This is a genomic window from Mycobacterium sp. 852002-50816_SCH5313054-b (genome assembly GCF_001667185.1).
Lineage (GTDB): Bacteria > Actinomycetota > Actinomycetes > Mycobacteriales > Mycobacteriaceae > Mycobacterium.
Genome location: NZ_LZIC01000127.1, coordinates 36,414 through 51,167, shown reverse-complemented (window position 1 = coordinate 51,167; position 14,754 = coordinate 36,414). Strand labels below are relative to the sequence as shown.

Here is a 14,754-nt window from a genome sequence, read left to right as displayed (position 1 = left end):
GGTCAAAATTCCTTTCCATCGCGAGCTGGGGGCACCACGCTCGCGCCGAGCTCTTCGAGCACTTGTGCGGTGTCGGCACCGAGTTCCGGCGCGGGCCCGGCAACGCGACCGGGTGTCCGGGAGAACCAGGTGGGCACGCCAGGAAAACGCACCGGCCCGTGCGGGGTGTCCACGGTCTGGAACATGCCGACGGCGTTCAGATGGGGGTCGTCGAACAGCGCGCCGGGCGTGTTCAACGGCGCGGCCGGTATCTCGAGTTCTCCGAACAGCGCCAGCCACTCGCGCGTCGAGCGCTGCTTCATCGTCTCGGCGACCAATCCGTAGATGGTGTCGATCTGGTGGGCACGCTGTTCCAGCGTCGAATACAGCTCGCTGGCCCACGGTGGCCGCACGGCGTTCATGAAGGCGTCCCAGTGCTTGTCGTTGTAGATCAGCACGGCGATGTGGCCGTCACTGGTGCGATACGGGCGGCGATTCGGCGCCACGGTTCGCGGATAGACCGCCGGCCCCAGGGGCGGGTCGAACATGGCGCCGTTGGCGTGTTCGACGAGGATGAACGAGGCCATGGTTTCGAACATGGCGACCTCGACTTCTTGTCCCTCGCCGGTGCGCTCGCGGTGATACAGCGCCATGGTCGTCGCGTAGAGCGCCGTCAACCCGGCGACCTTGTCCGCCATGATCGTTCCGACGTAGTCGGCCTCGCCGGTCAGTTGCTGTTGCACCGCGGGCAGGCCACACTCGGCCTGGATGGTGTCGTCGTAGGCGGGCCGGTCCCGTTCGGGTCCGCGGCGCCCGTACCCGTAGCAATTGGTGTAGATGATCGCCGGGTTGATCGCGGCGACGTCGTCGTAGGCGAAGCCGAGCTTGGCGATCGCCTTGGCGCGCATCGAGTGGATGAACACGTCGGCGGTCTCGACAAGCGCGCGCAGCGCCTGCCTTCCGGCGTCGGTGTGCAGGTCCAGCACGACGCTGCGCTTGCCGCGGTTGACGTTGACGAACACCCCGCTCATGCCCGGTGCGGGACCGACGGAGATGTAACGGGTGTTATCGCCCTGCGGCGGTTCGACCTTGATCACGTCGGCGCCCATATCGGCCATGATCTGCGTGCAGTACGGCCCCATCACCATCGCGGTGAGGTCGACAACCCGCACACCGGCCAGTGGTCCCGTGCCCGCTCGGCTAGCCATGAAGCACGCCTCGGTCGCCGGAGCGCTGCGCGAGCTCGAAACTGTAGCGGATGTGCTGGTGGTGACCGTCCGGAACGGCCGGAAATACCAACGGCGCCGCGATGTTTCGGATCGCGTCGAGGTGTTCGCCGACGTCCTCGACCGTCCAGGCCGGCCGATGCACGCCGGGGCTTTCGGCCATCACCGCCCGCGCCACCCGGCCCGCCAGCGCGATGAACACCTCCCCTGTCACCGAACAGCTTTCGTGTGCGAGCCAACCCACCACGGGCGCAACGAGTTCCGGACCCATCGGCGGGTAGGCCGAGGTGTCGATACCGTCGGCCATCCTTGTCACGGCGGCCGGCGCGATCACGTTGCACCGCACGCCGTCGGCCGCGCCTTCGAGCGCCGCGACATTGGACAGGCCGATCACGCCGGCCTTCGCGGCGGCGTAGTTGGCCACGTCGTGGTTTCCGTACAGGCCCCCGATGGAGGAAGTCAGCACGATGCGCCCGTAGCCCGCCTCGCACATCACCGGGAACGCGGGCCGCACCACGTGGAATGCGCCGCGCAGGTGGACGTCGAGCACGGCGTCGAAATCCTCGTAGCTCAACTCCTTCAGCGAGCCGCGGCGGACGTTGCCGGCGTTGTGGATGAGGACGTCGACGCGGCCGTACCTGTCGAGCGCCGCGTCGATGATCGCCTTGCCGCCGCCCGCGGTGGTCACCGAATCGGTGCTCGCGACGGCTTGACCACCGGCGGCGACGATCTCACGCACCACCTCGTCGGCCGGGCCGGCATCGGTGCCGGCCCCGGAGAGGCCGGCACCGGAGTCGTTGACGACGACCGTCGCGCCGCGCGACGCCAGCAGGATGGCGTAGGAGCGGCCGAGCCCTCGGCCAGCTCCGGTGATGACGGCGACGCGCCCGTCGAATCTCAGGTCCGACATCTAGGTTCCGAGGACCAGGCCATCCAGATCACCCTTGTCGCGCCATTCCCTGAGCAGGTCGTCGAACACGAAGAAGCCGGGCGAGTAGGGCTCGCCGAGGAACGAGCGGATGCCCTCTCCCCCTCCGCCGCCTTCGTTGTTGTAATAGCCCGGCGTGCAGGTCACCTCGAACGCGGAGTTGTCGATCGCGAGTTCCCGGATCGTGGTGACCCAATTGTCCTGACCCTCCTGACTCGGTTCGACGGTGGCGACGCCACGCTTGATGGCTTCGGAAATGATGTAGGCGATGTGTTCGGCCTGCTGCTCGAACATCGCCGTGGTGTTGGCCGAAACGCCACCCTGGAGGAAGCCGGTGTGGAACTGGTTGGGGAAGCCGCGCGTGGTCATGCCGTGCAGCGTCTTGTAGGTGTCGCGCCAGTGATCGAAGAGTGACAGGCCGTCACGGCCTTCGATCGCTTCCATCGCATAGCGGCGGCTGATCTCGGTGGAAATCTCGAAGCCGCTGGCGAAGATCACGCAATCGACCTCGTACTCAACGCCGTTGGCGACTATGCCGTTCTCCGTGAGCCTTTCCACGCCCTTGGACTCCGACACGTCGATCAACGTGACGTTGGGGTTATTGAAGGTCGGCAGGTATTCGTCACTCGAGCACGGCCGCTTGCAGAGGAACCGGTAGTACGGCTTGAGCGCTTCCGCGGTATCAGGGTCCGCGACGATGTCGGCGATCCGGCGTCGCAGCCGTTCCATGATCTTGTAGTCTTCCTCCTCGCGGATCGCCATGATCTGCTCGATGCCCAGCGAAGCGGGGTCTTCGCTGGCGGCAATCCGCGCAGTCATGTTGCGTCCCAGCTCGGTCCAAAAGTCGCAAACCTGATCCGCCGCATCGAACACCACGCCCTCGAACGGCGACCACCGGTGGAAATTGCGCTTGCGCTCCGCCTGCCATCCGGGCCGCAGCGACTTCACCCATTCTGGGTTCGTGGGTTCGTTTCCTCGCTCGTCCACCGACGACGGCGTCCGCTGAAACACGAAGAGGTGCTGGGCGTCTCGGCCCAGGTGCGGAACCAGTTGCACGCCGGTCGCGCCCGTACCGACAAGCGCCACCCGCTTGTCATGCAGCTTGTGCAGTCCGCCGCCGGCGTCCCCGCCCGTGTAGTCGTAGTCCCAGCGGGCCGAGTGGAAGACGTGGCCCTTGAAGTCCTTGAGGCCGGGGATCCCGGGCAACTTCGGCCGGTTGTAGGAGCCCTGCGTCATCACAACGAAGCGGGCGCGGATGTCGTCACCGCGATTCGTCTGCAGCCGCCAGCGTTTGCTCGAGTCCTCCCAGCGCACCGTGCGCACCTGGGTAGAGAAGATCGCCCCGTCGTACAGTCCGAAATGTTTGGCGATCCGGCGGCAGTGCTCGTAGATCTCCGCACCGTCGGCGAACTTCTTGCTCGGCATGAAGTCGAGCTCTTCGAGCATCGGGATGTAGCAGTACGCGTCGTTGTCGCACTGGATTCCGGGGAAGCGGTTCCAATACCAGACCCCACCGAAGTCCCCGCCCATCTCGATGACATGAACATCGTCGACGCCGGACTTCTTCAGGTAGCTGCCCGCCAGCAGGCCGGCGATGCCACCGCCGAGAACCGCTACCTCGATGTCCTCGGTGATCGGCGAGCGCGGAGTTACCGGCGTGTGCGGATCTACCTCCGAAAACTCGGCGAAATCGCCGGTGAGTTCCAAATACTGCTTGGATCCTTCGGCACGCAGCCGCTTGTCGCGCTCGTGCAGGTACTTCTCGCGAAGCGCGTCGATGTCGATGTCTTGTGGGACGTCGGTTGGTCCACAGCTGTCGAAGTTCGTCATCGAATCTCTTTCGGCTCACCGGTGCCCATGTACTTCGACAGTTGGTAGTGCAGGTTGACGGTGCTTCGCTCCCGATAGGGATTGGGCTTGGTGCCCGGGAAGCCAAGCGATTTCATGCCCTGCTGGACCGCCGCCATGTTGGAGAAGTCCTGGGGCAAGACCGAGCGCCATCGCGGGTCGCCGACCGGTGTGTACTCCCACTCCGTTTGGGGCTCTTCGCCTTTCGGGTACAACTCGAAGACCGATACCTCGAAGATGCACTTGTCGGGGTTGTAGCTCGGGTCCGGCCGCGCGCCGTAACACAGCGCAACCGTCAGACCCTGACCGATCTGGAAGTTGGGGAAGATCTGCCACGCGGTGCCGGCCTGCCCGAGGATGTCGGGCGGAATCGTCGGCCAGATCACGCCGCGGGCCTCGTCGTCGCGGCGCGCGGAAGCCAGCCAGTGCTCGAGGACCTTGTCGGCCGGCGTGCCCTCGGGCAGTTCGTCGACCAGCCGCTTGGCGGCATTCACCAGCGTCTCGGTGGTCGAGGTGTTGGTCTCCTCCATGGTGTAGATCTGCATCTGCGCGGTCGACACGCGCGGATCGGCGCCGGTGCCGAGGCGGATCTTGGACTTGGTCGCCGCGAGATCGTCCGGCGCGTCGTAGCCGATGTTGCTGTGCCTGCCCTGCGCCTTGGCCCAGCCCTTGAATTCGCCGAACTGGTTGAACTCCGGATGGGTTGTGTAGACGTGGTAGGTCTCGTTGAACGCCTCCAGCGCAACCTTCCAGTTGCAGTCGAAGGACAGCCATTTGCGCCATTTGCAGCGCATGTTTTCCAGCCCGAACGGGTCGAGGATCTTCGCGGCGGGAAACAGGTAGTCGGCCAGCGGCTCGCAGTCGGGGTCCATGTTGATCCACAACCAACCGCCCCAGGTGTCGACCTTGACCGGTCGCAGGTGGGTGTTGTCGGGGGTCAGCGCCTCCTGCCAGTCCTGCTGTTCGCGGATGTGCGTGCACGCGCCGTCCAGGCCGTAGGTCCAGCCGTGGAAACCGCAGACGAAGGACTTGCGGGCGCGCCCGCGGGCGTTCTTCGCGCCCTCGGGTGTGTCGATCAGCCGCCGGCCGCGGTGCATGCAGACGTTGTGGTGGGCGCGAAATTCGTTCTCGGCGCAGCGCACGACGATGATCGAGTCGTCGAGAATGTCGTAGGTGAGGTAACTGCCCACCTCGGCCAGCTCTTCGACGCGGCCGACCTGCTGCCAGACTTTCCGCCACAGCTTGTCGCGCTCGGCGCGGGCGTAGTCCTCGCTGATGTACGCCTCGACGCCGATGGTCATCGGCCTCGAGAGTTCTTCGGACGCGGCTGCTTTCACATCCTTGGCCAGATCGGTCATCACGGCCTCCTCATGTCCGCGCGGAAGGACTCGTCTTTGAGGAACAGGGAGGTGTTGTCGGCCGCGAGATGGCTCCATCTGAGGTCGAGCCCGCCGTCGACCAGCAGCGTCTGGCCCGTGACGTAGCTGGACAACTCCGAGAGCAGGAACAGGATGGCGCCGGCCTGTTCCTCGGGGCGCCCACGCCGGCCCATCGCGATCGCCTGCCTGTCCCGATCCGGGTCCTCGTCGACGTAGGTGCGCGAGGCCGCGGTCTCGGTGACGCCCGGCGCCACGGCATTCACCCGAATCCGCGCCAGCGCCAGCTCGAGCGCCATGGTGCGGGTCATCGCGGCGATGGCGGCCTTGGCGGTGCCGTAGGCGATGTGAAACGGCGCGGTGTTCATGCCGCTGATCGAGGAGATCGACACGATCGATCCCGGAAGCTGCTGGTCGACCAGTTCCGCGGCGACGGCCTGGCTCATGAAAAACGCCGTCTCGAGATTGTCGGTGAAGATCTTGCGCCAGTCGGTTCGCGTCACCCGGGTCGACGGCATCCATGTCGACGGCTCGGCGCCGCCGGCGACGTTGACCAGACCGTACAGGCTGCCGTCGGCCCGCCGTGCCCGGTCGATGACCGCGGCGATGCCGTCCTCCGTCGACGCGTCCGCCGCGACGGGCACGACCGCCAGGCCCTCTTGCGCCAAGGGGGCGATGTGCTCGTCGAGATTTTCTTTCGACCGGCTCACCGCGATCACGGTGGCGCCCGCCCGGGCCGTCATGGCCGTGACGGTGGTGCCGATGCCGCCACCGCCGGCGCCGGAGACCACCACGATGCGACCGCGGAGCCCCAGAAAATCCTCGCGATCGTCCATGCCCTGCTTTCCCTGCCTCAGACAACGCCAGCCGCCGCGATCCGCTAGTTTGTCTGGACAAAATACTACGTTCTGCCCTTTGGAGAACACTATTCCCATCGGTGGAGCTGGCTGTCAAGGCCAAGACGGGACGAGTTAACAGCTATTGTCTGGACTAGAAGGAGTTGATAACGTCCAGCTCAATCGGCTGACGGAAGGACCTCGGCAGGGCATGTCCATTTCACGGGCCAGCTCAACGCAGCCCTCGCGCTATGCGGTGGCGCAGCCACTCGATGTGGCCGAAGGCTGGGAGATCGAGCGGGTCACCGCGCCCAGCCGGCTGTTCGGCGCCAACGGCTTGCGCACCGGCCCGGACGGTCGCATTTACATCGCCCAGGTGACCGGCAGCCAGATCAGCGCGCTGGATCACCGCACCGGAGAACTGCGGACCGCCAGCCCCAAGGGCGGCGACATCGTGGCGCCCGACGACGTCGCGTTCGACGCCCTCGGCAACCTGTATGCGACCGAGGTGATGGACGGCCGGGTCAGCGTCCGTGACACCGGCGGCCGAACGCGAGTGCTGCGCGACGACGTGCCGTCTGCCAACGGCATCACCTTCCATCGGGGCCGGTTGTTCGTCGGCGAATGCCGCGAGGGTGGGCGGCTACTGGAGTTCGACTTGGCGGGCGGACCGCCGCGGGTGCTCCTGGAGAACGTACCGTCACCGAACGCGATGGAGGTCGGGCCGGACGGCCTGCTGTACTTCCCGGTGATGGGCGCCAACGAAATCTGGCGCGTCGACCCCGACGGCGGCGAGCCGCACTGCGTCGCGCGCGATCTCGGCGTGCCCGACTCGGTCAAGTTCGACGCGCAGGGCCGCATCGTCTCGACGCAGGTGGCAAGCGGACAGGTGCTGCGCATCGACCCTCGCAGCGGCGAGCAGCAGCTGCTCGCCCAGCTCAATCCCGGGCTGGACAACTGCACCTTCGTCGGCGACGACCTGTTCGTATCCAACTTCACCGGCGAGATTACCGAGATATCGCCCGACGGGACAATGAGATCCGTGCTGCCGGGCGGCCTCAACTGGCCGATGGACCTGGCGGTGGGCCACAACGGCACGCTGTACGTCGCCGACGGCACCTACTTCTACGCCGTCCTGCCCGACGGCTCCCTGCACACCGTGGGAATGTTGTTCAGCCCCGGCTATCCCGGGTTCGTGCGCGGGGTCGTGTCGAGCGGACCCGGCGAGTTCGTCGTCACAACGTCGGGCGGTCAGGTCGCCCGTTACCGGCCGGAGGCGAGCGAAACCAACGTGCTGGCCGACGGTTTCGACCAGCTCTATGGTGTCGCCCTGAGTCCGAGCGGTGTGGTGTTCGCGGAGCTGGGCACGGGACGGGTGCTGTCGCTGCGCTCGGGTGGCGTCGAAGAGCTGGTGACCAGTCTGCGTGAGCCGGTCGGTGTCGCGGTCGACTCAGACGGGGCCTGTCTGGTGGCGGAGGCCGCCGCCGGACGAGTGGTCAGGGTGGACGGATCGCGGGTCGACACCGTGATCGCGGATCTGCAACGCCCCCAGGGCATTTGCGTGCGCGACGGCGTGCTCTACGTCGTCGATGCCGGCGCGAAGGAGTTGATCGCGTTCGATATGAACACCGGGGTCCGGCAGACCGTCGCGTCGGGGTTACCGGTCGGCCCGCCGCCGGGTGTGGTGCCCAGGCCGCTGAAAGGCATGCCGCCGTTTTCCGGTCCGCAGGGCCCGTTCGCCGGTGTCGCCGCCGGCGATGGGACCCTCTATGTCTCGGCCGACGGTGACGGCAGCGTCCTGGCAATGCGCCGATCCCGGGACGGCCGCTGATGTCGCAAGCCCTCTCCAGCGAGCACCGCTATCTACAGATTGCGCGCACGCTGCGCAAAGAGATCGTCGACGGCGTCTACCCGGTGGGCTCGCAACTACCGACCGAACACCAACTGTGTGAGCGATTCGCGGTCAGCCGGTACACGGTCCGCGAAGCGCTGCGCCGGCTGCGCGAGGACAACCTCGTCGCGTCGCGGCCGCGCGCGGGCACCCGTGTGGTTCCCCGACCGGCGTCCAGTTCCTATGCGCAGGAGACGATGTCGATCGACGACCTGCTCGCGTTCGCCGCCGGCGCGCAATTGACCATCGAATCCAACGAGATGGTGACGATCGATGACGAACTCGCCGCGCGGACCGGGCTGGAGGTCGGCACGCAGTGGCTGTCCGTGCGCGGCTACCGGCGGGCCGACGGCGCGTCGGTGCCCCTGTGCCGAACGGAGTACTACATCAACCGCACTTTCGCGGCGGTCGGCAGGCTGCTGCAACGCCACACCGGGCCGATTTTTCCGTTGATCGAGGACCTGTTCGGGGTGAGCATCGCCGAGTTGCGCCAGGAAATTGCCGCGGTGCAGCTCCCGCCCGAGCTGGCCGACGGCCTCGGGGTCGCGGCGGGCACGGCTGCGCTGCAGATGCGGCGCACCTATAAGACCTCTGACGGCGAGGTCGCTCAGGTAACGATCAACACCCACCTCTCGTCCAGCTTTCGGTATGCGATGACCATGCGCCGCGTGAATGATTAGGCCCGGTGCAGTGATAGACGCGGCACGCGCGGCGGAGGCATACCGACGTGGACTGTGGGTGCACACCACGCTGGCCGATTCGCTGCGCGCGGCAGCGGAAGTCTCACCGCAGCGAACGGTGCTGGTGGACGGGAAGACTCGGCTGGACTGTGCCACGCTCTATGAGGAGGCAACCGGGTTGGCGGGCGCCATGCTGGCGCGGATGCCCGCCGGAAGTGTCGTGTCATTCATGCTGCCGAACTGGCACGAGGCCGCCGTTATCTATCTGGCCGCGACGCTGGCCGGGATGGTGGTGAACCCGATCCTGCCGTCGCTGCGCGACCACGATCTGCGTTTGATCCTCGAAGACGCCGAAGCCGCAATGGTCTTCGTGCCGCACCGGTTCGGCGGGCACGACTACGCGGCGATGCTCGAACGCGTCACGGCGACAATGAGATCCGCGCCCGAAGTGGTGGTGCTGCGCGGCGAAGCCGGTCCGCACACGCCCTACCCGACTCTGTTGGGCCATCAACGGGGCCCCGCGACGCTGCCGCCCCTGGATCCCGACGCCGTGCGGATGGTCCTCTACACGTCCGGCACCACCGGCCGCCCGAAAGGCGTGCTGCACAGCCACAACTCGCTGCATGCGCTGATCTGCCAGATCCGTGACAACTGGGCGATCTCGCCGGGCGACGCGTTTTTGGTCCCCTCGCCGATCGCCCACATCGGCGGCTCGATCTATGCGTTCGAATGCCCGCTGCTGCTGGGCACCACCGCGGTGCTCATGGACCGCTGGGATCCCGCGACGGCCGTGGCGCTGATGAACGCCGAGCGGTGCACCCACATGGCCGGGGCGACACCGTTTCTGCAGCAGCTGTTGTCCGCCGCCGAACACGCCTGCACCCGGTTGCCCGACTTGAAGGTCTTCATCTGCGGCGGCGCCTCCGTGTCGCCCTCGCTGATCCGCGGCGCCGCCGAGTATTTCACTCAGGCGGTGGTCACCCGGGTGTACGGCTGCACGGAGGTGCCGGTGGCGACGGTAGGCGCACCCCGGCGCGACGAAGCAGGTTGGGCCGCAACGACCGACGGGAGACCGGGGATCGCCGAGATCAAGCTCACCGCGCACGCCGCCGCACCCCCCGGCGACGGGGAAATCTGTGTGCGCGGCCCGCAGATGCTGCTGGGCTACCGGCATCCCGAGGACGACGCCGACTCGTTCGATGCGACGGGGTTCTTCCGCACCGGTGACCTGGGGCGCTGGACCGACGACCATTACCTGGTGGTGACCGGTCGGGCCAAGGACGTCATCATCCGCAACGGCGAGAACATCTCCGCCAAGGAAGTCGAGGACCTGCTCGGCGCGCACCCGGGGATCGCCGAGATCGCGGTCGTCGGGCTACCCGACGAACGCACCGGGGAAAGAGCTTGCGCGGTGATCGTGCCGGCGGGCGCGGCGAGGCCGGACGTCGCGAGCCTGGGTTCGCTCCTGGCGAGCAGGGGTGTCGCGAAATTCAAGACGCCGGAACAGGTGGTCATCTGGGAAGCGCTGCCGAAAAACGACGCAGGGAAGATACTCAAGCATCAGATCCGTGCGGCGCTGACCCGCGGCGATCGCAAGCGCGGCGAAGCCGGACGTGGCGGGCCGCCGCGTGGAGACTAAGGATGGGTGAGATGCAGGTTGCAATCGTCACGGGCGCCAGCAGCGGCATCGGCCTGGGGTGCGCAACAAAACTCGCCGAGCAGGGCATGGCGATCGTCGGCGCGGGCCGCGACGCGGGCCGCCTGGCCGAGCTGGAAGCGTCCGTCGGCGATCCGGATCGGGTCGCGACGCTCGCGGTCGACCTGACTCACGACGACGCGCCGCAACGGATCGTGGATCTCGCGGTCACTCGGTGGGGCCACATCGACTTCCTGATCAACAACGCCGGGGTTGGCAGCCCCAAGCCGCTGCACGAAACCGACGACGAAACACTGGACTACTTCCTGGGTTTGATGCTGCGGGCGCCGTTCCGGCTCGCCCGTGACGTGCTGCCGCATATGCGGCCCGGGTCGGGAATCGTCAACATCACGTCGACTTTCGCGGTCATCGGCGGGCTTCGCGGCGGCGCCTATTCCGCGGCCAAAGGCGGGCTGACCGCATTGACCACGCACATCGCCTGCCAGTACGGGGCATCGGGCATCCGCTGCAACGCCGTCGCTCCCGGTGTGACGATGACGCCGATGGTCGAGAAACGCTTGGAGGACGCGCAATTCCGCAAGATCAACACCGAGATGACCCCGCACCAGCGGTTGGGCACCATCGACGACATCGCCAGCACCGTCGCGTTCTTGTGCTCGCCGGGCGGAAGTTTCATCAACGGGCAAACGATCGTCGTCGACGGCGGCTGGAGCTCGACGAAGTATCTGTCGGAGTTCGCCTTGACGTCGGAATGGATCGCGCCGTGAACCCCTCGAGGAGGTCGCAATGAAGTGTCGTGCCGCTGTGATCCGCGGGGTGGGCAGGGACTGGGAGATCCACGAGATCGAACTCGATCCGCCCCGCAGCGGCGAGGTCCTGGTGCGGATGGCCGTGGCCGGAGTTTGTCACTCCGACGATCACCTGTTCACCGGCGATGTGGTGCCCACGCCGGAGGCGCTGGCCGCGAGCGGTCAACCGGCGCCGGACTGGTTTCCGTTGCTCGGTGGTCACGAGGGTGCGGGTGTCGTCGAAGAAGTCGGGCCGGGCGTGACGGCGGTGCGGCCGGGGGACCGCGTGGCGCTTTCGTTCATCCCCGCGTGCGGCAACTGCCGGTTTTGCGTGAACGGTCAGAGCTACATCTGCGATATCGGTGCGAGCCTGTTCACCAAGGAGATGCCGACCGATGGCACGTGCCGCCGGCATCTCGGCGACGAAAACCTTTTGGCCTATGGCCAACTCGGCACGTTCGCCGAATATGCGGTGCTGTCGGAGCGGTCCGTCATCAAGATCGACGACGCGATCCCGTTCCACGCCGCCTCCCTCGTGTCGTGCGGTGTCAGCACCGGCTGGGGCTCGGCGACGATATCGGCGGGCACCGAACCCGGCGACACCGTTGTCGTGATCGGCACCGGTGGTGTCGGGATGAACGCCCTGCAGGGTGCGCGCGCCGTCGGCGCACAATATGTCGTCGCCGTGGATCCGGTTGACTCCAAGCGTGATTCGGCAAAGTTCTTCGGCGCAACGCATACCGCCACCTCCGCCGAGGCGGCGATTCCGCTGGTCAGAGAGATCACCGCGGGCGTCATGGCCGATCGCGTGGTCGTCAGTCCCGGCGTCGTGCGCGCGGACCTGATTCCGTTGGCGATGTCGCTGCTTCGCAAGGGCGGGATATGCGTGCTCACCGGGATCACCCCGTTCACCGAGCCACCGGTTCCGTTGGTGCTGCAGGAGATGACGCTGTCGGCCAAACAACTCCGGGGAGCGCTGTACGGCGGGATGAATCCCCGCACGAGCGTGCCGATGCTGCTCTCGTTGTATCAGGCCGGCGCGTTGAAGCTCGATGAGCTGGTCACCCGCCACTACCAGCTCGATGAGATCAACGAGGCGTTCGCGGACCTGCGCGACGGCCGCAACATTCGCGGAATCATCGAGTTCGCCGGCGCGTAGTGGCGATCGCGAGCGCGGCGTAGCCGGGTGAGGCGGGTCGCCACCATCAGGATCAGTGGCAATCAGCGGGATTCGAAGTGGCGCCGGATGCCCGCCAGCATTTCCACGTGCGCCTTGACCGCCTCCCGAGTGGTGAGCCGGGCCAGCGGCCGCGGTGCGGCTATCCGTATCCGCTCGGTGATCCGGGTGCCGCCGTCGTTCGGTGCGAAGCTCACCGTTCCGCGCAATCGCACGCCCGGTGACTGGTCGGCCTCCGTCGTCACGTCACCCTCGGCGCGGACGTGCAGCAGCGCCCGGTAGGTGATGCGCATGGTGAACGGCCCCAACGGGATCCGGTCCACCACCCGGTAGCCCTGCAGGTAACCGTCCGGCGTTTCGGTGCGCGACGTGGCCTGCACGGACACGATCAACGGGTGCACGAGCTTGATGTTGTCCAGGTCCACGTAGAAATCGCGAACCGCGTCCGGCGGCGCGGGCACGTCTTCGCTCAGCGTCTTTTCGGTGTGGACGACCCACCAGCTCATCGGTACCACTCCGCAACGAGAACGCCTGTGCGCCACCAGACCAAAGCGATCAGCACGCCCAGCACCAGCACGCTCGCCGCGGCCTGGACCAGGTTGCGCCCTTCCTTCGGCGGGTAGACGTAGGCCGCGGCCACCACGACACCGGTAACGAGCCCGCCCAGGTGCCCCTGCCAGCTGATCGCGGGGGCGACGAACGTGAAGACCAGGTTGATCACGATGACCATGACGACCCAGCGGACGTCGAGGGCCAGCCGCTTTCCGACCACGAACGTGGCGCCGAAGAGGCCGAAGATCGCGCCCGACGCGCCCGCCGTCGCGGAGTTCGTCGTCAGCAGGTAGACCAGGACCGAGCCGCCCAGCCCGCTCAGCGCGTACAGCGCCCCGAATCGCAGTCGGCCCAGCCAGCTTTCGAGGGGCGGTCCCACGACATACAGCGCCCACATGTTCAGCAGCAGATGGGTCGCGCCGTAGTGCAGGAACGCCGACGTCACCAGCCGGTACAGCTGGCCGTCCGCGACGGCCGGTGGCCACAGGGAGAGCTGCTTCTCCAAATTCCCCGTCGCCATCTGCGCGATGAACACCATCACGTTGACGGCAATGAGCGCATAGGTGACCACCGGCCTGCCCGCTCGCTCCCGCCCGCCGAAGCGGGTCCGCGGTTGCCGAATCGTTTTGGCGCCGTCCTGCACGCACTCCACGCACTGGTGACCGACCGCGGCGCTGCGCATGCAGTCCGCGCAGATGTAGCGTTCGCAGCGGTTGCAGCGGAGGTACGTGCGGCGCCCGGGATGCCGGTAGCAACTCGGGGCCTCGGCCGGTGACTCCGGCGCGCTGGGTGCGCTCATCGGATCATTCTCACCCGTGTCGCCGTGTTTCGCGGGGCCCGGCCGTGCCCTACTGTGTTTTTCGTGGAGTCACCGACGTGACTGGAGTCGGCGCCGGCGTCGTCGAGCGCTACCTGGACTGCCTGGCCGGACACGATTGGGACGGCCTGGCCGCAACGATTGCCGACGAAGGCTTGGTGCGCGAGGGCCCGTTCTGCGATGTGGTCGAGGGCAAGCAGCACTACGTCGCCTACCTGCGCAAGGTATGCACCACTCTCCAGGGCCACCGGCTGCAGGTGCAGCGGGTTTCGCACGTCGACTCCCGGGTCTCATACGCCGAGTTGACCGAGGCGTTCGAGATCGACGGGGTCGCCGCGACGTGGCCCGAATGCATCCTTTTCGAGCAGGGCGACGACGGCCTGATCTCTCGCGTCAGCGTGTTCTTCAAGCAACCCGGCACCGGCCCCGGCTAAGACGCCGAGCGTCGACCTGTTGTCGGGATTTCGGCTCGATTCCCCAAACAACTCGACGTCCGACCCGCGAGAGGTTCCTTCCCTCGGTCGCGGAATTGCCCTAACGTGTCAAAGATGGAGGCGGACGGAACCCCGGAGTCGGTGCCGGTCGAGAAATTGCACTCGGGCGACCCGATCACCGATTGTGGTCAGCGGTACATAGTCCTCGAATCGAAAACCATCGGCGACAGCTGTGTGGTTCTCGAGCTCGAGTCCAGGGTGGACCACCAGCTGCAGGTCATCGAGAAGTCTTTCCCGGCGGGCTACCAGGTCGGCAGGGCGAACCACCGGATCTTGTAGCCGAATTCCCGCAGCCACTCATGCGCGAGTAGCCGGTTGACGGCTGCTGCGCATTTGTGTTTCGGCGTCCGCATACTGCCCGGCACTCGAAATGTCTTTTCCGCCAACGCGGTCCGGCGGCCAGGCGATCCCGATCATGACGCCGCGGACCGCCACGATGCCGAGCAGCGGTTCTTCGGCAGGTTTGGGCGGGCTCCAACCCGGTAACCTTTCTGCGAGGAGCGAT

General features: G+C 66.7%; 14 protein-coding genes. 7 read left to right on the top strand and 7 right to left on the bottom strand.

The window, feature by feature from the left end; all coding sequences use genetic code 11:
- Window positions 1-2: 2 nt before the first annotated feature.
- The 5 genes from A5787_RS22990 to A5787_RS22970 are packed head-to-tail and all read right to left on the bottom strand — an operon-like array spanning window position 3 to window position 6,193.
- On the bottom strand, window positions 3-1,187 hold the full coding sequence (locus A5787_RS22990) for a CaiB/BaiF CoA-transferase family protein (protein ID WP_082977402.1): 1,185 nt from the start codon (window positions 1,185-1,187) through the stop codon (window positions 3-5).
- Window positions 1,180-2,115 (bottom strand): SDR family NAD(P)-dependent oxidoreductase, encoded by a 936-nt coding sequence (locus tag A5787_RS22985; RefSeq protein ID WP_066971316.1) that lies wholly within the window; start codon window positions 2,113-2,115, stop codon window positions 1,180-1,182. The genes A5787_RS22990 and A5787_RS22985 overlap by 8 nt, the downstream gene beginning before the upstream one ends.
- The gene (locus tag A5787_RS22980; RefSeq protein ID WP_066971314.1) at window positions 2,116-3,963 is read right to left on the bottom strand and encodes an NAD(P)/FAD-dependent oxidoreductase; all 1,848 of its coding nucleotides are present in this window, start codon (window positions 3,961-3,963) and stop codon (window positions 2,116-2,118) included.
- Window positions 3,960-5,339, bottom strand: a complete 1,380-nt coding sequence (locus A5787_RS22975) for an SRPBCC family protein (RefSeq protein ID WP_066971312.1) — start codon at window positions 5,337-5,339, stop codon at window positions 3,960-3,962. Before A5787_RS22975 ends, A5787_RS22980 begins: the two co-directional genes overlap by 4 nt.
- Complete coding sequence (locus tag A5787_RS22970; RefSeq protein ID WP_066971310.1) at window positions 5,339-6,193, bottom strand: SDR family NAD(P)-dependent oxidoreductase; 855 nt, start codon at window positions 6,191-6,193, stop codon at window positions 5,339-5,341. Before A5787_RS22970 ends, A5787_RS22975 begins: the two co-directional genes overlap by 1 nt.
- 211 nt (window positions 6,194-6,404) lie before the next feature.
- Here A5787_RS22970 and A5787_RS22965 point away from each other — a divergent pair, with 211 nt between their 5' ends.
- From A5787_RS22965 to A5787_RS22945, 5 genes are read left to right on the top strand one after another with little or no spacing between them, the layout of a single operon-like run.
- Complete coding sequence (locus A5787_RS22965; protein WP_066971308.1) at window positions 6,405-8,024, top strand: SMP-30/gluconolactonase/LRE family protein; 1,620 nt, start codon at window positions 6,405-6,407, stop codon at window positions 8,022-8,024.
- The gene (locus A5787_RS22960) at window positions 8,024-8,764 is read left to right on the top strand and encodes a GntR family transcriptional regulator (RefSeq protein ID WP_066971306.1); all 741 of its coding nucleotides are present in this window, start codon (window positions 8,024-8,026) and stop codon (window positions 8,762-8,764) included. Before A5787_RS22965 ends, A5787_RS22960 begins: the two co-directional genes overlap by 1 nt.
- Complete coding sequence (locus A5787_RS22955) at window positions 8,757-10,403, top strand: AMP-binding protein (RefSeq protein WP_066971305.1); 1,647 nt, start codon at window positions 8,757-8,759, stop codon at window positions 10,401-10,403. The genes A5787_RS22960 and A5787_RS22955 overlap by 8 nt, the downstream gene beginning before the upstream one ends.
- A gap of 2 nt (window positions 10,404-10,405) precedes the next feature.
- On the top strand, window positions 10,406-11,188 hold the full coding sequence (locus A5787_RS22950; protein WP_082977401.1) for an SDR family NAD(P)-dependent oxidoreductase: 783 nt from the start codon (window positions 10,406-10,408) through the stop codon (window positions 11,186-11,188).
- 37 nt (window positions 11,189-11,225) lie between these two features.
- Entirely contained in the window at window positions 11,226-12,368 is a 1,143-nt protein-coding gene (locus A5787_RS22945) for an NDMA-dependent alcohol dehydrogenase (protein WP_066971302.1), read from the top strand.
- 62 nt (window positions 12,369-12,430) lie between these two features.
- On the opposite strand, the gene A5787_RS22940 is transcribed toward A5787_RS22945, so the two are convergent.
- Both A5787_RS22940 and A5787_RS22935 read right to left on the bottom strand, forming a co-directional pair.
- On the bottom strand, window positions 12,431-12,892 hold the full coding sequence (locus tag A5787_RS22940) for an SRPBCC family protein (protein WP_066971301.1): 462 nt from the start codon (window positions 12,890-12,892) through the stop codon (window positions 12,431-12,433).
- Window positions 12,889-13,737, bottom strand: coding sequence for a rhomboid family intramembrane serine protease (locus A5787_RS22935; RefSeq protein ID WP_066971299.1), 849 nt, complete (start codon window positions 13,735-13,737; stop codon window positions 12,889-12,891). The genes A5787_RS22940 and A5787_RS22935 overlap by 4 nt, the downstream gene beginning before the upstream one ends.
- A gap of 77 nt (window positions 13,738-13,814) precedes the next feature.
- Here A5787_RS22935 and A5787_RS22930 point away from each other — a divergent pair, with 77 nt between their 5' ends.
- Window positions 13,815-14,189, top strand: coding sequence for a nuclear transport factor 2 family protein (locus tag A5787_RS22930; protein WP_066971297.1), 375 nt, complete (start codon window positions 13,815-13,817; stop codon window positions 14,187-14,189).
- A 114-nt stretch (window positions 14,190-14,303) separates the two neighbouring features.
- A complete protein-coding gene (locus A5787_RS22925; protein WP_066971295.1) occupies window positions 14,304-14,528 on the top strand; it encodes a hypothetical protein in 225 nt (74 codons plus the stop codon).
- Window positions 14,529-14,754: the final 226 nt, after the last annotated feature.